We start from the raw sequence: 22,026 nt of genomic DNA on the forward strand, positions 1-22,026 counted from the left end.
CGGGGCTGGGAGCCCGAGGTGGGGGAGGGCCCTCGCGTCGCTGACGGTACAGCGGGGGCGGGCTTTCGCGCGTCGCTCATCGGGCCCGGAGTGTAGAGGGCCTGCCCCGCGCGTGGCTACTGGCCCTTGAGCTGCTGCAACGCTCGACTGGCGACCGCGTTGTCTGGCTGGGTCTCCAGCACCTTCCCCAGCCACTGCTCGGCCTCGCCCGTGGCTTTCTTGCGCTCCTCGGGGCGCCGGGACTTGAGGGCTTGCTCCGTGAAGAGGAGCCCCAGGCGGAGGGAGAACTCGGTGTTGTCCGGGTCCTTGTCCAACACCCGGCGCAGCTCCCGCTCCGTGGCGGCGTAGTCACCCTCCAACTGGTACACGAGCGCGAGCTTGCCCCGAGGGGCGACCGCGTCTGGTTGCAGGACCGTGGCCACCCGGAAGGCCTCGCGCGCGGCCGTGAGGTCGTGGCGATCCAGGTTGAGGTCGCCCAGGCGGAACCACGCGAGGTCCAGCACGGGGTTCAGGTTCACGGCCTTCTCGAACGCTGCTCGGGCGGCGTCGGGGCGCTGGCGCGACAGGTAGAGCTCACCGAGGTAGAGCTGGTTCTTCCCGTCCTGGGGCGCGCGCTCGATGGCCTGGCTGAACTCGTCCATGGCCCGGCCCGCGTCGTCCAGGCGCTGATAGGCCAGCCCCAGCAGGGCGTGCACCACTGCGAGGTCGGGGTAGTCGTGGAGGATCTCCTCGAAGCAGAGGACGGCGTTCTGCGGCGCGTCCTGCTCACGCAGAAAGCGCATGCCCTCCTCGAGCTTGGGCTCGGCGGCCTTGGGGAAGCCCGCGAAGGGGTCGGCGATCTGATCCATCAGCGCGCGGGCGGTGACGACCTCTCCAGGCGTTGCGCCGCCGCGCACGAGCGTGCCCAGCGCCGCCACTGCGCCCGGTGCGTCGCCGGTGCGGTGCAGCGCCTTGGCCAGGGGGAGGCGCCAGCCGGTCCGCTCCGGGGCGAGCTCGGTGGCGTGCCGAAGGGGGGGGACAGCGTCCGCGTACTGCTCCGACTCCAGTCGGGCCAGCCCGAGGCGGTAGTGATACTCGCCGACGGTGGGGGCCAGCGCGATGGCCCGCTCGAAGGCGGTCACGGAGGGCGCGCCCGCGTCCTTGGCCCGCGAGAAGAGCGCGAGTCCCAGCATGTACTGGTCCACGGCGCGCTCCTGGCTCGCCAGGCGCTGCTTCAGCTCGGAGATCCACGCGTCCGCCTGGCCGAGCTTCACGTGGGCCTCGGTGAGGGCCCTCGCGACGTCCACGTCATCGGGGGCGCTGGCGTGCAGGTCTCGCAGCAGCGACAGGGCCTTTTCGGGCTTGTTGGCGTCCAGGTACGCGCGCGCCTGCTCCCGGGCATCCAGGGCGCGACCTCCTGCGCTCGTGCCGTGGCCACAGCCCAGGGCGGTCAGGCCCAGGGCAGCCGCGAGTGCCCAGGTGGGGAGGGGAGAGAGGGGCCTGCGCATCGTCGGACTCACGTTCCAGTGGGAGAGGAGAGGTGCGGTCGGAGGCTGGTGCCCTCCTGGCCCGGGGCGGCGATCGCGTCCTCCGGGTCTCCCCCGGGGCCGCCGAGGGCGACGTTGTCGGCCAGGATGACGTCGCGCACGGCTCGGGCCAGTCCCGCCCGGTCGTCCTCGGCGAAGACCTTCGGGTCGATGGGCTTGCCAATCTTCACGCGCACCGGCCCGGGCGTGATGTTCCACGAGTTCTTCGGCATCAGGTTTGCCGAGCCCTCAATGGTGACCGGGCAGACGGCCACGCCGGCCTTCAGCGCCAGGGCGAAGGGCCCCTTTTTGAAGGGCAGCACGCGGCCGTCCACGGAGCGGGTCCCCTCGGGGTACAGGAAGATGCTCGTGCCGGCGCGGACCTTGTTCGCCGCCTTCGTCAGCGAGTCGATGGCGGACGCCCGGTTGCCGCGATTGATGAAGATGTGGCCCGCGATGCTCAGGTACCAGCCGATGAGCGGCACCCAGCGCAACTGGCTCTTGGCCACGTAGCGGAAGTTGACCGGCACGGCGACGAAGTGGGCGGGGATGTCGATGGTCGACTGGTGGTTGGCCACGTAGATGGTCGGCCGGCGGGGGTCGACGTTCTCGGAGCCGAGGACCTCCAGGCGAGCGCCGCCCGCCCACAGGAGCACGGGCGACCACAGCCGCCGCGCCACCCACACCGAGCCGTCCGGGTTCAGCGTGAACAACATGGCCAGCATGGCGAGTGGAAAACACGCCAGGGTCCAGAACGCGGCCACGAACATGCAGAACAGCTTGCGCAACATGAGACTCCCTCTCTTACCATCCGCCCCGGCGGGCGCGCGGGCCAGGGGGCCGGGGCCCTTCCTCACCCGGCGGGCAGGCGGGCACCTCACGATGGGGGGCGCCGCCCGACGTGGGCCAGGCAGGAGGAGGCAGGGGCATGTCGCGTATCTACCACGTCCCCCTTCACGTTGGTTCTGGTGCGCGCCGCTCGGCGGGGTTACAAGCAAGGGTGGCGTGCCCAGGAAAAAGTTCATCGCGATCGCGGGCAACATCGGTGCCGGGAAGACGGAGCTCACGTCCTTCCTGTGCCGGAAGTACGGGCTCACGCCCTACTTCGAGCCCAATGATCAGAACCCCTATCTGGCGGACTTCTACAAGGACATGAAGACGTGGGCGTTCCGCTCGCAGCTCTTCTTCCTGACCCACAAGTTCCGCCTGCATCGACAACTGGAGAAGTCCCCGGGCACGGTGCTGCAGGATCGCACCCTCTACGAGGACGCGGAGATCTTCGCCAAGAACCTCCACCGACAGCGGCTCATCGACAAGCGCGACTGGCAGACCTACCGCGAGCTGTATGAGACCATCTCCCAGGCGCTTACGCCCCCGGACCTGATGATCTACCTGCGCTGTCCGGTCCCGACGCTCCGCGAGCGCATCAAGCTGCGCGGTCGCGCCATGGAAAAGGACATCCCGACCAACTACCTCAAGCGCCTCAACACGCTTTATGAGGAGTGGTTCTCCACCTACTCCATGTCCCCCGTGCTGGTGCTCCCCACGGACAAGCTCGACTACCTGACCAACCTGGTGGACCGCGTGGACCTCTTCCGGCAGATCGAGAAGCACCTGTGATGGAGGTCTACCTCCTGGCGACAGAGCTGGCGGGACCGCCTCCGCTGGAGGCCCTGCGCGCCGCGTTCGCCACCGACGAGGTCGAGTTCTCGCCCCACGCGGATGGCGAGGGCTTCACCGTCAAGGCGGATGGCTCCGAGGTCCGGGTGGTGCTGGATGGCCCCGACGTGCCACGGCTGGAGGCGAACCCCGCGCAGTACAGCGGCAGCCCCGAGGCCTTCGCGCGCCTGGGCAAGGCCCAGGCCTTCTACCGCCTGACGCTGGAGCCCGGAGGGGCGCAGCCCACCTTGCCTGTCTTCGAGGCGCTCTGGACCGTGCGCACGCTGATGGAGCAGGTCCCAGGGGTGCTGGTGGACCTCTCGGCGTTCAAGCTCCACGAGCCCGAAGACGTGGTGGAGATCACCGAGCTGGACTTCGACATCCGGGACCACCTGCACCTGCACGCGGTGGAGCTGACCGAGGGGGACACCCCGCTGTGGGTGCACTCGCACGGGATGGAGAAGTTCGGGGCTCGGGACGTGGAGGTCTTCCACCTGGCCGAGGCGGACCTCTTGGCCGCCGAGAGCTTCCTGAACGAGCTGTGCACGGACATGGCCTTCGGCCAGGGGCCGCCCGTTCGCTCGGAGATGGCCACGAGCGAGGGGCAGACCTTCACCCTCGTGCCGTCCGAGGAGGCCCGCGCGAACCTGCTGGGCGTGCCGCTGGACTCCTTCGAGGGGCATGAGGGGCTGTTCCTCACCGTCGTCTCTCCGCTGGGGCGCCACAACACGTCCGAGTTGCTGGCGACGTACCGCGAGCGCTTCGCGAAGGAGCCGGAGGAGCAGACCCAGGCCATGCACCGGGAGGCGCAGGCCCTGCTGCCCGCCTTCCTGGCGCGCTTCCAGCGCAAGGGGTTGATGGAGCCGCTGACCTTCCTGGTGCGCGCGCCCTTCGACACGCACCCCGACGGCGAGACGGTGGTGGAGCAGCTCTGGCTCGAGGTGGTCACCCGGGACGAGGGCTCGGTGGTGGGCAAGCTGGTGGACGGCGCCGTACACACCACCGAGTGGCGCAAGGGGGCCCACGTGGAGGTGGAGGAGAAGCAGGTCAACGCCCTGGCCATCACCCGCGAGGGGCGCGCGCTGGACGAGAAGGAGATTCGCGCGCTGATGGACGCAGAACGCCCGATGTAGGGTGCTTGCCCGGGGCGGACGCGGCTGTAGGCTCTTGGCTCCATGCCGGCGCTCCTGCTGCTCACCGGGCCTTCCGCGGGGCGTCGCTTCGAGCTGACGCCGCAGGTGACCATCGGTCGCAGCCCCTCGTGCGAGATTCCGCTCGAGGATGAGCAGGCCTCCCGCCGCCATGCGCTGCTGACGCTTTCCGCGGGACAGGCGCGAATCCGCGACCTGGGCTCGCGCAACGGGACGCTCGTCAACGGGCAGCGCATCGACGCGGAGGTCCTGCTCGTTCCCGGGGACCAGGTGCGCGTGGGGACGACGCTCGCGGTCTTCGAGCCGCCGCCTGTCTCCATCGTTGATGAGTCCGTGACGGCGCGGCCCTCGGTGCCTCCCACGCATGTGCCCATCGAGGAGGTTCTGCCGCACGTGGGGACGGCCGCGGCGCTCTACTCGGCGGGGACGGCGCTGCTGGGGGCCACCAGCACCGCCATGGTGCTGCGGCGGTTGGCGGAGGAGGTGTCCCATGCGCTCAACGCGGATCGCGCCGCGGCGCTGCTCGGCGGTGGGCCGGAGGGGCTGCGCACCGGTGCCGCCGCTGGCGCTGCGACGGTGGATGTCCCGAGCGCGATGGCGCAGGCGTCACTGGAGGGCAAGGAGCTCGTCCAGCAGGGCACCTCGCTGTGCGCACCGCTCGTCGCCTCGGGAGGGATGCCCTCGGGCGTGGTGTACGTGGAGCGCGCCGAGCCCGACTTCACCGATGGGGAGGGGCAACTGCTGGCCGCGCTCGGGCGAATGGGGGGCGAGGCCCTGGCCGCGGTGCGCTCGCGCACTGATGGAGACGAGGCGGATGCGTGGCCCACGCCCGTGGGGACGTCCCGGCCGTGGCGGGCGCTCTTGGAGGAGGCCCGGCGTGCGGCGGCCAGCGCCGCCCCGGTGGTGGTGGCGGGTGAGCCCGGAGTGGGCAAGGCCGTGCTCGCGCGGTTCGTCCATGCGCGCTCGCCTCGGGCTCTGGGGCCCCTGGTGACGGTGGATTGCCGGGGCGCGTTCGAGCAGGTCGAGGCGGCGCTCTTCGGGCGCGCCAGCGAGCCGGGGCACCCTCCGCTGACGTCCGCCGTGCTGCGCGCGGACGGAGGCTCGCTGCTCCTGCTGCACGTGGACGCGTTGCCGAGCCCGTTGGCGGAACGGCTCGCGGGCATGTTGGCGCGACGGTCGGCCCCGGCGCGACAAGGCGGCGAGGAGCCCGTGGATGTGCGCGTGCTCGCCACCGCGGTGGTGCCGCTGGCTCGCTCGGGTGGGAGCGCGACGCTGGCGCGGGTGTTGGTGGGCTTTGAGATGTCCGTGCCGCCCTTGCGGGAGCGCAGCGCGGACGCGCCGGTCCTGTTCGAGCACTTCGCCGCGCGCGCCGCGAGGCAGGTGCGGCAGATGGCGCCCTTGCTCACCGCCGAGGCGCGGTGCCTGCTCGTGGACTATGCGTGGCCCCACAATGTGCGCGAGGTCGAGTTGCTCGCCGAGCGACTGGGGCGCGTCCATGCGGGGTCTCCCGTGGGCATGGCGCAGCTGCCCGTGGAGCTGCAACTGGGGGGCGCTCCGCGGACCTTGGCGGAGCGGGTGGCTCGGCTGGAACGCGACGCCATCGCCGAGGCGCTGCGGGAGGCGGGGGGCATGAAGGCTCGCGCGGCGGAGCTGCTGGGCATTGGCCGTCCCACCCTGGACCGCAAGCTCGCCGAGCACACGCTGCTGGTGCCGCGCGGACGCGGCGAGTGACGCTCACTTCCGTCGGCTGAGCAGCACGCCGGTGAGGATGAACGCTGTGCCCAGGGCCTGCGGCGCGGTGGGCTGCTCGCCCCGCACGGCCCAGGCGGTGAGGGCGGCCACGACGGGCACGCCCGTGTTGTAGAGGGCCGTTCGGTTGGTGCCCACCTTCTGCACGCTGCGCCCCCAGAGGAAGTACGCCGCCACCAGGGGAATCAGCGCCGAGTACACCAGGGCCACCCAGGCGCCCGTGCTGACCTGGGAGAAGTCGAGGGCTTGCACCTCGCGCGCGCCCGCCAGCACCACGCCCGGCGCGCCGGTGAGCATGCTCAGGGCGGTGATGCGCAGCGCGGACACCTCGGGGCCCACCGTCCGGATGCCCACGGTGTAGAGGGCCCAACAGACGGATGAGCCGAGGATGAGGGTGTCGCCCCAGCGGGTCTGGGCGCTCAGCTCCGGGCCGCGCACGCTCACCACGAGCACCATGCCCACCACGGCCAACACCAGGCTCACCACGAGGGAGCGGGTGATGCGCTCCACGCCGAGCGCCGCGCCGAGCACGGCGATCATCACCGGCGTCACCGCGGTCAGCATCCCGGTGTTCGCCGCCGTCGTGTGGGCCAGCCCGCTGATGAACAGCACCTGGTACACGGTGTTGCCCACCATCCCCAGCACGCCCAGCCGCGCCAGCGTCTTCCAGGGGAGGGGCTTCCAACCCTCGACGGCCAGCAGCAGCGCGCCCATGGCCATTGCCGCCAGCGCGAAGCGAATCGAGATGAAGGCCAGGGGCGGCATGCTCCCCAGGGCCTCCTTCACCAGGGTGTAGTTCGTCCCCCAGACGAGGACGACGCCCAGCATCGCCGCGTCCGAGGAGGTGAAGGTGCGCGCTGGAGCGGCGCTCGCCGCGGACGGAGTGGAGAGGGACACGGTGGTGCCGGCATAGGGCGGACGGGTTCTGGGCGCAATGGCCGTGCGACTCGCGCGTCGGGGCTTGTCCCCTTGCCCCGTGGCTGGGGTAAATGCCGGCCATGGACTTCCACTTTTCGGATGAGGTGCGGCGCGCGTTGGCGAAGGGGCAGCCGCTCGTGGCGTTGGAGACGAGCGTGGTGGCGCAGGGACTGCCCTATCCGGAGAACCTCGCGGCGGCTCGGGCCTGCGAGGAGGCCGTGCGGCGCGCGGGGGCCGTGCCCGCGCCCATCGCGGTGGTGGATGGCGAGGTCTGGATTGGCCTGGAGGACGCGGCCCTTCGTCGCCTGGCCGAGGGCAAGGAGAAGCTCCTGAAGCTCGGCTCTCGCGATCTCGCGGTGGCGGTGGCCCAGCGCGCGAGCGGGGGCACGACCGTCAGCGCGACGTGCGAGCTGGCCGCCGCGGCGGGCATCCGCGTGTTCTCCACCGGGGGGATTGGCGGCGTGCACCGCGGTGCTTCCGAGCACTGGGACATCTCGCAGGACATCGCCGCGCTGGCTCGCTACCCGGTGGCCGTGGTGTGCGCGGGCGCGAAGTCCGTGCTCGACCTGCCCAAGACGATGGAGCTGCTGGAGACCGCCGGCGTGCCCGTCATTGGCGTGGGCACGGACGAGCTGCCGTCCTTCTACAGCCGCTCCTCGGGCATTCCGCTGGAGCACCGCGCGGACGACGCGGACACCGCCGCGCGCATCGCCCAAGCCCGCTTCGAGGCGCTGGGGCAGGGCGGGGTGCTCTACACGGTTCCGCCTCCCGAGGAGGCCGCGCTGCCTCGCAACGAGGTGGAGCTGCACATCGCCTCGGCGCTCGCGGATGCGGAGAAGCAGGGCGTGCGCGGCAAGGCGGTGACGCCCTTTCTCCTGGGCGAAATGGCCAAGCGCACCGGCGGCAAGAGCCTCAAGACGAACCTGGCGCTGCTCGTCAACAACGCCCGGTTCGCCGGCGCGCTGGCCGTGGCCTACGCGCGCGCGGCGAAGCGCTGAGCGTTCGCGGTCGCTACTTCGTCGCGCGCTGGAACCAGCTCAGCAGGTCCTCCAGCGCGCGGCGGTCCACGTCGTCGAACGTGTTCTTGTGCTCGGAGTCGATGTCGAGCACCGCGATGAGTTCGCGGTTCTTCCCGAACACGGGCACCACGATCTCCGACGCCGAGCGCCCGTCACACGTGATGTGCCCGGGGAAGGCGTGCACGTCTGCCACCACCACCGTCTCCCCCCGCGCGGCGGACGTCCCGCACACTCCCTTGCCGAAGGAGATCTCCAGGCAGCCGAGCGTCCCTTGGTAGGGTCCCACGCGCAGCAACTTCCCCGGAGTCACCACGCGGTAGAAGCCCGTCCACAGGTGGCCGAAGGCGTGGTGCAACAGGCAGCTCATCGTCGCCATGGCGCAGATGTCGTCGTCCACGCCCTCGAGGATCGCCAGCGTGTGCGACTTGAGTTCCGTGTAGGCCTCGGCCTTGGGGCGGCCTCGCAACTCCAGGGTGACTTCCGCCATGGTGACGTCCTTATGATTCGGCAGGGGGCCGCCCGCATTTAACAGTCCAAGCGGCGCCTGGCACGGGAGCCTCATGAAATCGCTCATCCTTGATTCGAGCACGCGCTTGCTGGTGCTCACCGGCGCGGGTGTCTCCGCCGAGAGTGGAGTTCCTACCTTCCGAGGCATGGGCGGACTCTGGGAGAACCGCCCGGTGGAGGAGGTCGCCTCGCCGCAGGGCTTCACGGAGGACCCGGTTCGGGTGTGGCGCTTCTACTCCCAGCGTCGCGAAGGGGCCGCGGGCGTCCACCCCAACCCCGGGCACACCGCGCTCGCCGAGTGGGAGAGACACCTGGGCGACCGCTTCCTCCTGGCCACCCAGAACGTGGACGGCCTGCACCAACGCGCGGGCAGCCAGCGCGTGGTGGAGATGCACGGCAACCTGTTCAAGACGCGCTGCTCGAACTGCGAGCGGCCTCCCATGGACGACACGACCGTGTACCCCGAGGGCACGGTGCCTCGCTGTGGCGCGTGCGGAGGCTCCCTGCGTCCGCACATCGTCTGGTTCGGAGAGAACCTCGACGAGGCCGACCTCGGGCGCATCGGCGAATTCCTCACCCGCGGCGACGGCAAGCTCGTCTTCCTGGCGGCGGGAACCTCCGGGGCGGTGTGGCCAGCCGCCGGGCTGGTGGATCAGGTGCGGAAGCTCGGCGGCGAGACGTGGCTCGTCAACTTCGATCCACCCGAGAACGCCGAGCGCTTCCGTCACTTCGTCCAGGGCCGGAGCGGCGAACTGCTGCCCCGGCTCGCGACGCTCGCGTAGGCCCGGAGGACGTCCGGGCCTCGCGGCCTACTCGAAGGTGCTGATGTCCGGCTGCGAGCCCCCCGGCTTCCCTCGCGGGCGGGGGGGCGGCGCGGTCCGGGTGGCGGACTCCAGGGTGACGTCCACCTTCTGCGTCAGCTCCGCCACGCGGCTGAAGTTCAGCGTGCGCTCCTGCGAGTGATAGCCGGCGAGCTGGAACTTCAGCACGTGCTGGCCCTCGCGCGACAAGAGGAGCTTCGTCGGCGTGGTGCCGATCTGCTCGGCGCCGTCCAGGATGGCCACGCCCGAGGGCGTGGAGGTGAACTCCACGGACACTTGCTGGGCCTCGGCGGTCGCGGTGTTCGTCGGGGGGGAGACGACGACGGGCGGGGCCACCTGGGTCGTGGGGTGCGAGGGCGCCTCGACGACGGTGGGCGGTGGCGTCAGCTCCTCACCGGACGAGCGCCCGAAGAGGATCGCCGCGCCCAGCCCGAGCAGCACGACGGGCACGGCCACCAGCGCCACCTTCTTGCCCGCGGACATCCCCTCGGGCTCGGGGGGAGGCGGCGGGGGCGCGGCCTTGGGGGCCGCGGGACGGGGCCGGCCCACGGAGGAGGGCTGGCTGCCGCTGCCCGTCGGCCGACTCTGCTGCACGATGACGTTGGACGGCGCGGAGCCCGCGGCGCGGCCCTGCTGGCCCACGCGCGAGCCCGAGCGCACACCACTTCCGCTGCCCGAAGCCCGCGCACCGACGCGGCTGCCCGAGCCCGCGCGGCTTCCCGACCCCACGCCGGGCCGGCTGCCGGTGCCGCGCTCGGAGCCGGTCGCGCCGCCGCTGGGCCGCGCATCCAGCTCCTCCGGCGAGAGGTCCGCGACCGTGTCCAGCATCGCGTCGATGAACTCCTGGGCATTCTGGTAGCGGTCCTCCTTCTCCGGAGCGAGGGCCTTCGCGAAGAACGCGTCGAGCGCCGCGGGCACAGGCGCGCCCTGGCGCTTGCTGTTGACGGGCGGGACGGGCTGCGTGAGCGACGCGGTGAGCGCCTTGCGCACCGTGTTCGCGCCGAACGGCGAGCTGCCCGTGAGGCAGAAGTACAGCACGCCCGACATCGAATAGAGGTCGGAGCGCTGATCCACCGACTCGCCACCGGCTTGCTCGGGCGGCATGTACTGCGGGGTGCCGAGGACCTGTCCGGTGGAGGTGAGCTGCTCTTCCTCCTCCTGCTCCAGCGCCTTCACGAGGCCGAAGTCCAACACCTTGACGAAGTCGCGGCCGTCCAGGCCCATCAGCATGATGTTGTGCGGCTTGAGGTCGCGGTGGACGCAGCCTTCCTCATGCGCGTGCGCCAGACCGAGCGTGGCCTGCTCGATGACGTTCACCGCGCGACGCAGCGACATGGGGCCTTCGCGCTTGACCAGCTCCTTGAGGCTCTCGCCCTGGAGCAGCTCCATCACGTAGTAGCAGGTGCCGTCGGGCGCGCGGCCGAAGTCGAAGATGGTGATGACGTTCGGGTGGCGCAGGCGGCTGGCGATCTCCGCCTCGCGACGGAAGCGCTCGAAGAACTGCGGCGCGGCGGCCAGCGAGGGGTTGAGCGTCTTCACCGCGACGGGCCGCTGCACGGACGTCTGGGTGGCCCGGAAGACCATTCCCATGCCGCCCTGGCCCAACACGCTTTCAATCTTGTATCGCCCGTCGAGCACCTGGCCGAGGAGCTGGAGGCTCTGCGCGGCGCAGAGGTGATCGGGTCCGTCGGTACTTCCACAGTGAGGGCAAGGGGCGGCCATGGGTGGGCGGAGTATAGGCAAGCCCAGGGCGGGGCCCAACGGGGAGGTGGGCCCTAGACCGGCCAGGCGGTCATTTCTGCCGTTTCCGGAAGGTGGGCGGGCTGTTATCTCCCCGGGCCGCCATGAGCCTCGTCATCGCCCAGGACATCAGCCTCGCGTATGGAAAGAAGGTCCTCTTCGACGAGGACAGCTTCACCCTGGGCCCTCGGGACCGGGTGGGATTGGTGGGGGCCAACGGGACGGGCAAGAGCTCCCTGATGAAGATCCTGGCTGGGGCGAGCCAGCCCGACTCGGGCACCATCCAGTACAGCCGCCGGGCCCGGGCCGGGTACCTGCCCCAGGAGATCGCCGGGCTGCCAGACGGGACGGTCGTCGAGGCGGTGATGAGCACCGTGCCGGGCCGGGATGGCCTGGAGGCCCGCCTGCGGGAGACCGAGCAGGCGCTCGCCGCCGCGACGGACGAGGAGGATCAGCTCGAGCTGGCCCAGTCCCTGGCGGACCTCCACGCGGAGTTGGACGACTTCGAGAACCGCTACGGCCGCCACCACGCGGAGCGCATCCTCAAGGGGCTGGGCTTCCGTGACATGGACTTGGTGAAGCCCACCGCGGCCCTCTCGGGTGGCTGGCGCATGCGCGCGGCGCTGGCGGGCCTGCTGCTCCAGGACCCGGACCTGCTCCTCCTGGACGAGCCCACCAACCACCTGGACGTGCCCACGCTCGCGTGGTTCGACGACTTCCTGCGCCGCTCCAACAAGGCGATGGTGCTCATCTCCCACGATCGCGACTTCCTCAACCGGCAGATCAACCGGGTGGTGTCACTGGAGATGGAGGGCGTGCGCGAGTACGCCGGCAACTACGACGACTACAAGCGCCTGCGCGCCGAGGAGATGGTGCTGCTCCAGGCGAAGGCGGAGCGCGTGGAGGCGCGGCGCGCGGAGCTGCAAGGCTTCATCGACCGGTTCGGCGCGAAGGCCACCAAGGCCCGCCAGGCGCAGAGCCGCGCGAAGATGCTCGCCAAGATGGAGAAGGTGCAGGTGCTGGAGGAGCGGGCGACGATGAAGTTCCGCTTCCCCGAGGTGGAGCGGAGCGGGCGCGACGTCGTCGTGATGGAGGGCATCACCAAGCGCTACGGCGCGCTCACGGTCTACGACGGCCTTCAGGCGCGTCTGGAGCGAGGCCAGCGCATCGCCGTGGTGGGCGCCAACGGCGCGGGCAAGACGACGCTCCTGAAGATGGTGGCGGGCGAGCTGACGCCGGATTCCGGCACCGTGACGCTCGGGCACAACGTGGTGGTGGGCTATTACGCGCAGCACCACGCGGACAAGCTCAACCGGAACAACACCATCCTGGAGGAGATGCTGCCGCTCGCTCCAGACAAGCCGCAGAGCTACGTGCGCGGCGTGCTGGGCGCGTTCCTCTTCAGCGGCGATGACGTGGACAAGCCTATTGGCGTGCTCAGCGGCGGGGAGCGGGCGCGCGTGGCGCTCGCCAAGCTCCTGCTCGTTCCGTCCAACTTCCTGCTGATGGACGAGCCCACCAACCACTTGGACCTGGACTCGTCCGAGATGCTGATCGAGGCCCTCAAGGGCTACGGCGGCACGCTCCTCTTCGTCAGCCACAACCGCAGCTTCATCAACGGCCTGTGCACCCACGTCTGGGAGGTCGCGGACGGCAAGCTGACGCCACATCCGGGCAACCTCGACGACTACCTCTACCATCAGCAGCAGCAACGGCTGGCCGCGGAGGCCGAGGCCCAGGGCCTCTCGGGCAAGGGCGAGCGGGGCTCCACCGCGCCCATGACGGAGAAGGACCGCAAGCGCCTGGAGGCGGAGGCACGTCAGCGGCGCAGCGTGGTCGAGGGCCCCATCAAGAAGGAGATCGCCAGGTTGGAGGCCCGCATCGCCGAGGTGGAGGCCGCGCAGAAGACGCGCGAGGCCCAGCTCGCGGATCCAGACCTCTACAACGACTTCGCGCGGGCCAAGCCACTGATGGATCAGCACCGAGATGCCAAGGCGGAGCTGGAAGAGCTCTACGCGCGCTGGGAGGCGGCGCAGGAGAAGCTGGCGCAGGCCTCCAGCTGATCCTCAGCGCACGTCGTAGACCTTGCGCACGGACGCGCCCCCTCGAACGACGTCGAGTTCGAGGTGGGGCGAGTCGCGGAGCTTGGCGTACAGCTCCAGCAGCTTCTCGGGACTGTTGAGGTCGAACCCGTTGATGCGCCGGAGCACGTCTCCATTCTGGAGGCCCAGTCGCGTGTAGAGCGAGTCGGGCCGAATGGCGGACACCTTGAACCCCACGGCCTGTCCGTCCTGGAACGCGGGCATGAGGCGCGCCTCCACGGCGAGTTCGTTGAGATGTCCCAGCGCGTCCGAGAGCTCCTGGCGCGGAATCTCGTAAGCATTCTCCGACAGCGCTCGGATGCCCTGGCCCAGCTTCGAACCCGAGGGCGCCAGCCCTTCTGGCTGCGTCAGCGCGCGCGCGGGAGTGGGCGCCACCTGGGGGGCGCCGAGGGCCACGACCTCTCGATGGCCTTCGCGCTCAAGGAGGAGTCGCGTGCGCTCGATGGCGATGACCTTCGCTTCGAGCACGGAGTCGCCCACCATCAGGCTCTTGGGGCGCGCGCTGTCGCGGATCTGAACGGAGGCGAGTGACCACACCGGCTCCTGCGCCACCAAGGTTCCCAACAGCCGGAGGGGCAGGGGGCTCGGTGTCTCGGTGTCTGGTGGTGGTGTTCCCGACAGTGCTGGCGGCGCCTGGAGCGTGAGGCCCGTGAGTGCCGCGAAGCGTGCGCCCTCGAGGGTGGGGGGGGCATCCGAAGCCGCGCGGTGACGCGGCATGGGGGCCTGCGTCAGGCCCGCGGTCGTGGGGACGAGCGTGTCCTCGATGAACACGTTCATCGTGAGTGCGATGACGCAGACCGCGGACGCAATGAAGGCAGCTGTCACGGCGCGCATGGCGTGGCGAAGTCTCGAATCCATGGGCTCTCTCCGTCCGTCCCGGGGGTCAGCGAACGCGATAGAGGTGGGTTCGACGCACGCCGCGCCGGAGGAGTTCGAGTTCAATCGTCTGCGCGTCGCGCAGCCGCGAGCACGCCTGTTTCACCGCGTCTGGATGGATCAGCGCCGTGCCGTTGAGCCGGCTCAAGACATCGCCACTTTGAAGGCCCAGACGCGCATAGAGCGACCCCGGTAGGACGCCCCACAGCTTGATTCCCACGGGATGGCCCGATTGAAACGCGGGCACGAGGCGCGCTTCTCGCGCCACGTCGCTCACGCGTGCCATCGCGTCATCGAGGTCCGTCAACGGAACCTCGAAGTGCTCATCATCCAGCTCGCGAATCCCTGGGCCCAACGGCGGAGCTTGCGGCGGGGGTGGGCGCATCCCTGGCGCGCGGCGGAGATGTTCCAGGAATCTCGCGCGTGCCAGCTCCAGCGATGGCGCGCCTCCCATGGGTTCCTCGGGAGGCGCGAGGCTCGAATCGGGTGGCGCGGGGAACCTGAGAACGGTCTGCGCGTCCGTCCGAGTCGTGACGATGCCCTGCGGCGGATCTCCAGGCCGCAGGTCCCTTCCTGCCACGATGCCCTCGCGCGGCGCGAATGGCTCCGAACGGATGCACATGGGGTCCTCGCCCACGGACGGGAGGCGGACCGGGTGGAGTCGCGGCCTCACGTGTGGCTCTGCATCCAGAGGGAGCGCGGAGGCCGCGAGCGCGCCGACGGTGCTCGTCATCAAGAGGAGCGCGAGCAATCCTCCCGTTCCCAACAGCAGCACCCAGACGCGATGGAGTGCGAATCTCATCGAGCTTCCTCTCGTGGATGGACGTGAGGAGGCCTGAGCAATCGAAGTGCCAGGAGCTGCGACGCGGGTGCGACTCCGAGAACTCAGGCACTTCGCGCGCTCGGTCGCGCCACGGACAGCTCGCGTGCCTTCGCGCCTGTCACGCCCGAGTCGCCGAGCGATGACAGCTTGTCGTGACACATTGTCGCCCGCGGTTCGCGGCTCAACCGAGGATCTTGCGGAACAGCCACACGAGCGCGTTCTCGGTTCGCCCGTTGGACAGGGCGCCGCCGACGCCGCCGCCATACTTGCCGTAGTGGAGCGGCTCCGCGCTCGGCAGGGCCTGGGTCATCTCGTCGGAGTAGGGCGTCGAGCCCTCGGGCGCGCAGCTCCCGCAGTAGAGCCGCTCCTCCCAGACGAAGCCGTGCTCGGCCTTCAGCTTCCGGCCGCAGCCCGTGCAGCCGGATCTGGCCCCAGACTTCAGCTTGGGGTGCAGATCAAACATCTCCAGCTCGCGCGCCGCGGAGACCGCGTGCAGGCGAGGCAGGGCATCCAGAGTCATCGCGACGCCGGGGCAGCGCGGGCAGACGTCGATGGCCACGCCTCGCACCGTCACCACCGACAAGGGCCGGGTCTCGCACCGGGGACACGTGGGCGCGCGCCGACCGCACGACGGACACCCGGGCACGTAGCTCAGCTCCGCTTCACACCCTCTGCACCGTCCAGATCTGCCCTTGGCTTGCTGCACGAGCGAGCCCGGGGTCGCGTCGCCCATCACCCGCGCGAGGCTCTCCCCCTCGAGCCACATCGCGCCGCAGGCCTCACAGGCCTCGTGGGGGAGTCCCTCGACGGTCGTGGCCCGCATGGACGTCTGGCAGAAGGGACAAGCGCTCATGACCCGCCAGCCTAGCGTGTCCGAGTGCGCGGGCGCGATGCGTCAGCCCGTGCGCCGTCGCTTCTCGCGCTTGGGCTTTCCGTCGGTCTTGCCGGGCGACTGGGGCGCCGGGGTGTCACGCAGCTCATCGGGCACGGGCAGCGAGCGCGACGGCCTGCCCGAAGGCGCGGGCGTGCCGTCCGGTCCGAGCGCTTCGGTGGCAGGCGACTCCGCGGGCAGCGCGGGCATGCGGATGATGAAGGTGGTCCCCTCGGACACCTTGCTCTGCACGGAGATGGTGCCGCCGTGGTTCTTCACGATGCGCTGGCAGATGGCGAGGCCCAGCCCTGTGCCCTTCAGCTTCGTCGTGTAGAAGGGCACGAAGATGTGCTGGTGCTGATCCGACGGGATGCCCGGGCCCGTGTCGGAGATGCGCACCTCCACGAAGTCGCCGCTGCTCGCGCTGCGGAAGTCGCCGAAGCGCTCGGGTTTCTCGGTGCGCACGGTGATGCGGCCCTCGCCGTCGCCCAGGGCCTGCACCGCGTTCTGCACCAGGTTGATCAACACCTGCTTGAGCTGCTCGGCATCGCCGTCCACGCGAGGCAGGTGCAGATCCAACTCCACCCCGAGGGTGATGGTGGCCGGCACGTCGTTCTGGATGAGGCGCATGGTGCGCGTCACCACTTCGTTGAGGTCGGTGGGCCCGAAGCTCTGCTTCAGCGGGCGCGCGTAGTCGAGGAACGCCGTCACCACGCCGTTGAGCCGGTTGACCTCCTCCACGATGACGTCGAGGAACTCGCCGTCCTCCCCCGGAATCTTGTTCGGATCCAGACATTGCGCCGCACCCTTGATGGCGCCGAGCGGATTGCGAATCTCGTGCGCGAGGCCCGCGGCCATCTCACCCAGGGCCGCCAGGCGGTCTCGCTCGCGAATCTTCTCGTACAGCTTCGAGTTCTCCAGCACCGTGGCCATGCGCTCGGCCACCTCCAGGATGAGGGCAATCTCGTCCGACGCGTAGGCCTCGGGCACGCGCTCATCCCAGAGGTTGAGGAACCCGATGACGCGGTCATTGCCCACGAGCGGCACGGTGATGCCGGACTTCATCTGCACCAGCGCCGCGCGCGTGTCGTTCAGGCGCTTGAGCTCGTCGCGGTAGCGCTTGCCCTCCACCGCCTGGAGCCGCATCACCGCCGCGCGCCGCTCCACGTTCTCGCGCAGCACGGCCTTCTGTCCGCTGGCTGCCGCGAAGAGCAGGCCGCGCGCCGCCGCCGTGTCCAGGAACGCGGCCGGGTAGGGGCCTCGGGCGTCGAGCAGGCGGTAGCCGGGTCGGTCCTCGGCCATCAGGTACACGGAGGCGTGCGTCACGCGGCCCGTCTCGTGGAGCGCGTCCAGGGCCAGCCGCGTCAGCTCGGACATCTCGATGACGGTGACCATGCGGGCGCGCAGCGAGCCCAGCGCGCCGAGCAGGGCGAAGCGCTCGCGGAAGAAGATGCGCACCACCATCTCCTCCACCTTCGTGCGCAGCGGATCCAACAGGATGAGGATGACGAAGGCCGCCACCACCGTGTTGAAGACGAACAGCGACGTGTTCTCGTCCACCCACGCGGTCAGCACCGTGAAGACGGCCGCGAGGATGATGGCCAGCACCGTCTGCGAGGCGATCTTCCCCAGCAACTCGTGCAGGTCCATCAGCCGCAGCCGCAGCAGCGTCTGCGCGAGGAAGAAGAGATAGAGCGTGGAGAAGACGGGCCCCAGCGTGGGGAACGGGATGTCGTAGCGGCCCAGGAAGTCGAGGGCCGAGAACAGCACCGACGCCCCAGCGCCGATGGCCAGGTACGTCAGCCGGAGTTGCTCGATGCGCGACTCGGTGGTGCGCACCCGGTGCACGAGCAGGGACACCGAGGTCAGCAGCGCCCCGAGGACCCAGACGCCCATGGACACCCGCGCCCATGGTTTGTCCGCCAACGGAGTGACGGCGACCGCCAGACCGAGCACGGCGGACAGGAGGGCGAGCCGGCGACCGACGAGATGTGTCCCCTTGCTGACGCCAAGGAACTCAAGGAAGAAGGCGACGGCGGCGCCCGGGACGAGCGATGCGACCAGCACCGTGGCGCCCAGTGCGATGCGAGACACCCAGGGGTAGCTCGTCGCGGGGAAGATGCTGTGGAAGAAGACGCTGAGGTAATACCCGGCCGCCGTGAGGGCGAAGAGGGAGTAGAGGGTCAACACCCGCGGCCGGCCTGGGCGCAACAACATGGACACGCCCAGCGCCAGGCCGATGATGGAAGCAAGCAGCGCGCTCTGTGTCCGGATGTCCATGTTCGGCCGAACAGTCTAACCTGTGTCCGGGGCCGGAAATTTTCCGCTGATTCCCAGGGTCCTCGAAGCCCCCGCGTATGAAAGCCTTTTTGCAGCCTCTCGCCCTCCTGGCCTCGGCCGTGCTCCTGTCCGCCCAGGCGCCCGCGCCCGCCGTGTCGTCCGACCCGGCCGCGGAGGTCCCCGCGCTCGCACCCCGGCCCGCGCCCGCACCGAGTTCGGACACGACGCCCGTGGATGCCGAGCAGGCGCCCACCCAGCGCACCGCCAGCGCACCGTCCGAGGCGCAGCTGTCACCGCCCCCGGATGCGGAGAAGGCACCGCTGCCCATGGGCTTCGTGGAGGTGCTCAACCCCGCGTTCCCCGGGCTGGCGCCGCCGACGCCCGTGGTGCACCGAGGCCGCCGCTACGCGCTGGAGGATCTGTCGCCGTACTTCGGGACAGGCAAGAAGAAGGAAGCGAGGGACGCGTTCGACCGCGGCTTCTACGCGAAGGCGCGGGCGCTGCTGGAGGGTGAAGGCAACAGCGTGCCCGTGCGCTACCTGCGTGCGCTCTCCGCCGTGCGAGCCGGGGATGACAAGGCGGCCGCGACGGAGATGACCGCGCTGGCGGCGGACTACCCGGCGTTGAAGGACCGGTGCCTCACGCACGCGGGCGTCGCGCTGGAGTCGCAGGGCCGCTACGCCGACGCGGCGGCGCTGCTGTCGCAAGTGGGGCCGGAGTCCCGGCTGTACGTGGACGCGCGGCTGGGGCTGGCCCGCGTGCTGCGCAAGAAGAAGGACCTGGCGGGCGCGATGGCGGCACTCGCGCCGCTCACCACGCGTCCCGGCGTGGGCTGGGGCCGCAACGTGGGCGCCGAGGCGCTCATCGCCACGGCCGACCTCGCGGTGGAGAAGAAGGACCGGGCCGCGGAGCGCGAGGCGCTCTGGCGTCTGTGGGCCACGCAGCCCCTGTCTCCGCTGGCCAAGCAGGCGGAGAAGCGGCTCAAGGGCGTGACGCCGCCGCTCGAAGCGAAGGTGGCGCGCGCCGAGCAGTTCCTGGAGCTCAACCGCAACAAGCAGGGCCTGACGCTGCTGGAGCCGCTGTTGCCCCAGCTCAAGCTGCCGGACACGCTCGCCTGCCGCGCGCACTTCGCCTTCGGCAAGGGGCAGCGCAAGGAGCGCCAGCACACGCGCGCCATCCAGGTGCTGACGCCGGTGGTGGAGAAGTGCCAGGATCGCGACCTGCTGGCGCGCGCGCTGTACGTGCTGGGCTCGTCTCGCTCCATTGTGGATCAAGCGCGCGGAACGGAGACATACGAGCGGCTGGCGCGTGAGTTCCCCGATCACTCGTTCGCGGACGACGCGCTCTTCTACGCGGCCGACCTGTACGTGAAGACGTCGCGGCCCAAGGAGGCGATGGCGCGTCTGGATGAGCTGGCGCGGCTGTATCCCCGAGGCGACTTCCTGGGCGAGGCGCTCTTCAAGGCGTTTTGGATCGCTCGGACCTCGGGCGCGGAGGACGGGGGCTTCGCGTTCCTGGATCGCATCGAGGCGCAGTTCGGCAACGCGGACGAGTCCTATGACGTGGAGCGCGCGCGTTACTGGCGCGCGCGGACGTTGCAGGAGCGCGGCAACCTCCAGGGCGCGGCGGAGATGATGGAGCGGCTCGCGGTGGAGCACCCCGCGACCTACTACGGGTTGATGGCTCGCTCGCAGCTCGCGACGTTGGACCCGAAGCGCCTGGAGCGCATCTCCCCAGACATCTTCAACGTCCCCGAGTCCGCCAGCCCCTGGCCGCTCTTCGCGGGCCCCATGGGGGAGGATCCGCACTTCAAGGCGGGCGTGGAGCTGTTGCGGCTGGGCTTCACCGACTCGGTGGCGTCGGAGCTGCTCGTGGTCAACCGCGCCGGCCAGCCCGCGGAGGCGATGCGGCTGCTGGTGCTGGTGATGGCGCTGTCCGGTGATGAGCGCTCGGCGCACGCGGTGGCGCGGCTGGCGCTGCGCCGAGACCTGACGGGGCGCATCACCGCGCAGACCCGACCTGTGTGGGAGGTGGCCTATCCCAACGCGTACCGTGACCTGATTGAGAAGCACACGGCGCCCGCGGGCGTGGAGCCGGATCTCCTCCAGGCGCTGATGCGCGAGGAGAGCGCGTTGGACCCCAAGGCCCTGTCGTGGGCCGGCGCGCTGGGGCTCACGCAGCTCATGCCGTCCACCGCGAAGGCCGTGGCCCACCAGCTCAACATCAAGCGGTTCCACGTGGACTCGCTGCTCCAGCCCGACCTCAACATCCGGCTGGGCGCGCACTACCTGGGGACGCTGGTGAAGCAGTTCAAGGGCAACACGCCCTACGCGGTGGGCAGCTACAACGCCGGAGCCGCGGCGGTGAACCGGTGGCGCTCCGACAAGCCGGGGCAGCCCCTGGATGCCTGGGTGGAGGAGATCCCCATCGCGGAGACGCGCGGGTACATCAAGCGCGTGCTGCGCTCGTACAACACGTACCAGCTCCTCTACGGACACGCGCCGCACCTGCCGCTGCTGCCCAGCGCCTCGCGCTAAGTGTGCGCCGGGTGACAGGCGGGTGACGCCCCGCGCCCTTAACGCTGGCGAGGCGAGGGGATAGAGTCGCCCGCCATGGGCGCTCCGTCGAACAAGCGGGACGGTGAGAAGAACGCGCTCCTGCGCGCGCTCCCGTCCATCGAGTTGCTGCTGCGTCGGCCGTCCCTGGCGCCACGCCTGGTGGGATTGCCCCGCGGCCGAGTCGTGGCGGCGGCGCGGCTGGCGGTGGAGCGTGTGCGCGCGCGCCTGCTGCGCGGCGAGCCGAAGCCCTTCGAGGATGCGGACCTGGACGCGGCGCTCGCGACGTTGGCGACGCCTCGACTGCGGCCGGTGCTCAATGCGACCGGCGTGGTGCTGCACACCAACCTGGGGCGTGCGCCGCTCGCGGCCGAGGCGGTCGCGCGCGTGGCGCAGGTGGCGCAGGGCTACTCCAACCTCGAATACGACCTGGACGAAGGCGAGCGCGGCAGCCGCTACGCGCCCGTGGTCGACCTGTTGTGTGGACTGACGGGGGCGCAGGACGCGCTCGTGGTCAACAACTGCGCGGGCGCGGTGCTGCTGGTGCTGGCCTCGCTGGCGGCGGGGCGCGAGTGCGTCGTCTCGCGCGGCGAGCTGGTGGAGATTGGCGGTGGGTTCCGCGTGCCGGATGTCATGCGGCAGTCCGGAGCGAAGCTGGTGGAGGTGGGCACCACCAACCGCACGCGCCGCGCGGACTATGAGGCGGCGGTGGGGCCGGACACCGGCTTGCTCGTGAAGGTGCACCGCTCCAACTTCGCGGTGGTGGGCTTCACCGAGTCCACCGAGCTGCCCGCGCTCGCGGCGGTGGGACGCCCGCGTGGGGTGCCCGTCTTCCTCGACCTGGGCTCGGGCGCGCTCGTGCCCGTGCCGGGCGAGGGCCTCTCGGGTGAGTTGACGGTGCCGCGCGCGGTGGCGGAGGGCGCGGACGTGGTGGCGTTCTCGGGAGACAAGCTGTTGGGCGGGCCACAGGCCGGCATCATCGTGGGCCGCGCGGACCTGGTGGCGCGCATCAAGTCCCATCCGCTGACCCGCGCCCTGCGTGTGGACAAGATGACGGTGGCCGCGCTGGAGGCCACGCTGGAGCTGTATCGGGATGGGAGAGCGGAGGCCGTCCCTGCCTACCGCTTGCTCGCCCAGCCGCCCGAGGCCCTGCGTGCGCGGGCCGAGCGGCTCCGGGCGTTGTTGGCGGAGCGGGGCGTGCGCGCTCGGATGGAGGCGGTGGTGGGACAGGTGGGCGGGGGCGCCCTGCCGCTGGCCAGATTGCCTTCCTTCGCGTGCATCCTCACCGTTGAGGAGCCGGAGGTATTCCTCGAACGCCTGCGCGGCGCCGAGGTGCCGGTTATTGCAAGAATCGCGGATGACGAGGTCGTTCTCGATGTCCGCTGTCTCGCGGAGGAGGAGCTCAGCTCGGTCGCGCAGGCGATGGCGGCCGTCGGTCCATAAGGCAAGC

Annotated in this window: 17 protein-coding genes; 8 read left to right on the top strand and 9 right to left on the bottom strand. The window is 70.5% G+C overall.

From position 1 onward, the window contains the following. Nucleotides 1-116 precede the first annotated feature (116 nt). Nucleotides 117-1,487 carry a tetratricopeptide repeat protein gene (locus KRR26_RS17305; protein ID WP_217080339.1) on the bottom strand — a complete coding sequence of 457 codons (1,371 nt, stop codon included), beginning with the start codon at nucleotides 1,485-1,487 and terminating at the stop codon, nucleotides 117-119. A gap of 8 nt (nucleotides 1,488-1,495) precedes the next feature. Further along, on the bottom strand, nucleotides 1,496-2,293 hold the full coding sequence (locus KRR26_RS17310) for a lysophospholipid acyltransferase family protein (RefSeq protein ID WP_217080396.1): 798 nt from the start codon (nucleotides 2,291-2,293) through the stop codon (nucleotides 1,496-1,498). Between the two features lie 217 nt (nucleotides 2,294-2,510). Here KRR26_RS17310 and KRR26_RS17315 point away from each other — a divergent pair, with 217 nt between their 5' ends. The 3 genes from KRR26_RS17315 to KRR26_RS17325 are packed head-to-tail and all read left to right on the top strand — an operon-like array spanning nucleotide 2,511 to nucleotide 6,046. Then, nucleotides 2,511-3,125 carry a deoxynucleoside kinase gene (locus tag KRR26_RS17315; RefSeq protein ID WP_217080340.1) on the top strand — a complete coding sequence of 205 codons (615 nt, stop codon included), beginning with the start codon at nucleotides 2,511-2,513 and terminating at the stop codon, nucleotides 3,123-3,125. Next, nucleotides 3,125-4,297, top strand: a complete 1,173-nt coding sequence (locus KRR26_RS17320) for a DUF2314 domain-containing protein (RefSeq protein ID WP_120209987.1) — start codon at nucleotides 3,125-3,127, stop codon at nucleotides 4,295-4,297. The genes KRR26_RS17315 and KRR26_RS17320 overlap by 1 nt, the downstream gene beginning before the upstream one ends. A 42-nt stretch (nucleotides 4,298-4,339) precedes the next feature. Continuing rightward, complete coding sequence (locus KRR26_RS17325) at nucleotides 4,340-6,046, top strand: sigma-54-dependent Fis family transcriptional regulator (RefSeq protein ID WP_217080341.1); 1,707 nt, start codon at nucleotides 4,340-4,342, stop codon at nucleotides 6,044-6,046. A 3-nt stretch (nucleotides 6,047-6,049) separates the two neighbouring features. On the opposite strand, the gene KRR26_RS17330 is transcribed toward KRR26_RS17325, so the two are convergent. Further along, nucleotides 6,050-6,961 (bottom strand): DMT family transporter, encoded by a 912-nt coding sequence (locus KRR26_RS17330; protein ID WP_233577442.1) that lies wholly within the window; start codon nucleotides 6,959-6,961, stop codon nucleotides 6,050-6,052. A 101-nt stretch (nucleotides 6,962-7,062) separates the two neighbouring features. Here KRR26_RS17330 and KRR26_RS17335 point away from each other — a divergent pair, with 101 nt between their 5' ends. Further along, nucleotides 7,063-7,980 carry a pseudouridine-5'-phosphate glycosidase gene (locus KRR26_RS17335; protein ID WP_120209984.1) on the top strand — a complete coding sequence of 306 codons (918 nt, stop codon included), beginning with the start codon at nucleotides 7,063-7,065 and terminating at the stop codon, nucleotides 7,978-7,980. Nucleotides 7,981-7,993: 13 nt separating this feature from the next. Here KRR26_RS17335 and KRR26_RS17340 read toward each other — a convergent pair whose 3' ends face one another. Further along, nucleotides 7,994-8,488: a GAF domain-containing protein gene (locus tag KRR26_RS17340; protein ID WP_217080342.1), complete on the bottom strand. Its 495-nt coding sequence runs from the start codon at nucleotides 8,486-8,488 to the stop codon at nucleotides 7,994-7,996. Nucleotides 8,489-8,561: 73 nt separating this feature from the next. On the opposite strand from KRR26_RS17340, the gene KRR26_RS17345 reads away from it, so the two are divergent. Next, complete coding sequence (locus KRR26_RS17345) at nucleotides 8,562-9,290, top strand: SIR2 family NAD-dependent protein deacylase (protein WP_217080343.1); 729 nt, start codon at nucleotides 8,562-8,564, stop codon at nucleotides 9,288-9,290. Between the two features lie 27 nt (nucleotides 9,291-9,317). Here the strand turns inward: KRR26_RS17345 and KRR26_RS17350 are convergent, their stop codons facing one another. Next, a complete protein-coding gene (locus KRR26_RS17350; RefSeq protein WP_233577441.1) occupies nucleotides 9,318-10,919 on the bottom strand; it encodes a serine/threonine-protein kinase in 1,602 nt (533 codons plus the stop codon). 254 nt (nucleotides 10,920-11,173) lie between these two features. Here KRR26_RS17350 and KRR26_RS17355 point away from each other — a divergent pair, with 254 nt between their 5' ends. Continuing rightward, nucleotides 11,174-13,132, top strand: coding sequence for an ABC-F family ATP-binding cassette domain-containing protein (locus KRR26_RS17355; protein ID WP_217080344.1), 1,959 nt, complete (start codon nucleotides 11,174-11,176; stop codon nucleotides 13,130-13,132). A 3-nt stretch (nucleotides 13,133-13,135) separates the two neighbouring features. Here KRR26_RS17355 and gspC read toward each other — a convergent pair whose 3' ends face one another. The 4 genes from gspC to KRR26_RS17375 form a co-directional block, all read right to left on the bottom strand. After that, nucleotides 13,136-14,029 carry a type II secretion system protein GspC gene (gene gspC / locus KRR26_RS17360; protein ID WP_217080345.1) on the bottom strand — a complete coding sequence of 298 codons (894 nt, stop codon included), beginning with the start codon at nucleotides 14,027-14,029 and terminating at the stop codon, nucleotides 13,136-13,138. 25 nt (nucleotides 14,030-14,054) lie between these two features. After that, nucleotides 14,055-14,849 carry a hypothetical protein gene (locus KRR26_RS17365; protein ID WP_217080346.1) on the bottom strand — a complete coding sequence of 265 codons (795 nt, stop codon included), beginning with the start codon at nucleotides 14,847-14,849 and terminating at the stop codon, nucleotides 14,055-14,057. Between the two features lie 202 nt (nucleotides 14,850-15,051). After that, complete coding sequence (locus KRR26_RS17370; protein WP_217080397.1) at nucleotides 15,052-15,723, bottom strand: zf-TFIIB domain-containing protein; 672 nt, start codon at nucleotides 15,721-15,723, stop codon at nucleotides 15,052-15,054. Between the two features lie 42 nt (nucleotides 15,724-15,765). Further along, the gene (locus KRR26_RS17375) at nucleotides 15,766-18,021 is read right to left on the bottom strand and encodes an ATP-binding protein (RefSeq protein WP_120209977.1); all 2,256 of its coding nucleotides are present in this window, start codon (nucleotides 18,019-18,021) and stop codon (nucleotides 15,766-15,768) included. A gap of 77 nt (nucleotides 18,022-18,098) precedes the next feature. Between KRR26_RS17375 and KRR26_RS17380 the strand changes: the two genes are divergently transcribed. Beyond that, nucleotides 18,099-20,558, top strand: coding sequence for a transglycosylase SLT domain-containing protein (locus tag KRR26_RS17380; RefSeq protein WP_120209976.1), 2,460 nt, complete (start codon nucleotides 18,099-18,101; stop codon nucleotides 20,556-20,558). 75 nt (nucleotides 20,559-20,633) lie between these two features. After that, nucleotides 20,634-22,019 (top strand): L-seryl-tRNA(Sec) selenium transferase, encoded by a 1,386-nt coding sequence (gene selA / locus KRR26_RS17385; protein ID WP_120209975.1) that lies wholly within the window; start codon nucleotides 20,634-20,636, stop codon nucleotides 22,017-22,019. Nucleotides 22,020-22,026 lie beyond the last annotated feature (7 nt).

Origin of the sequence: Citreicoccus inhibens, assembly GCF_019039035.1 — a bacterium.
Lineage (GTDB): Bacteria > Myxococcota > Myxococcia > Myxococcales > Myxococcaceae > Citreicoccus > Citreicoccus inhibens.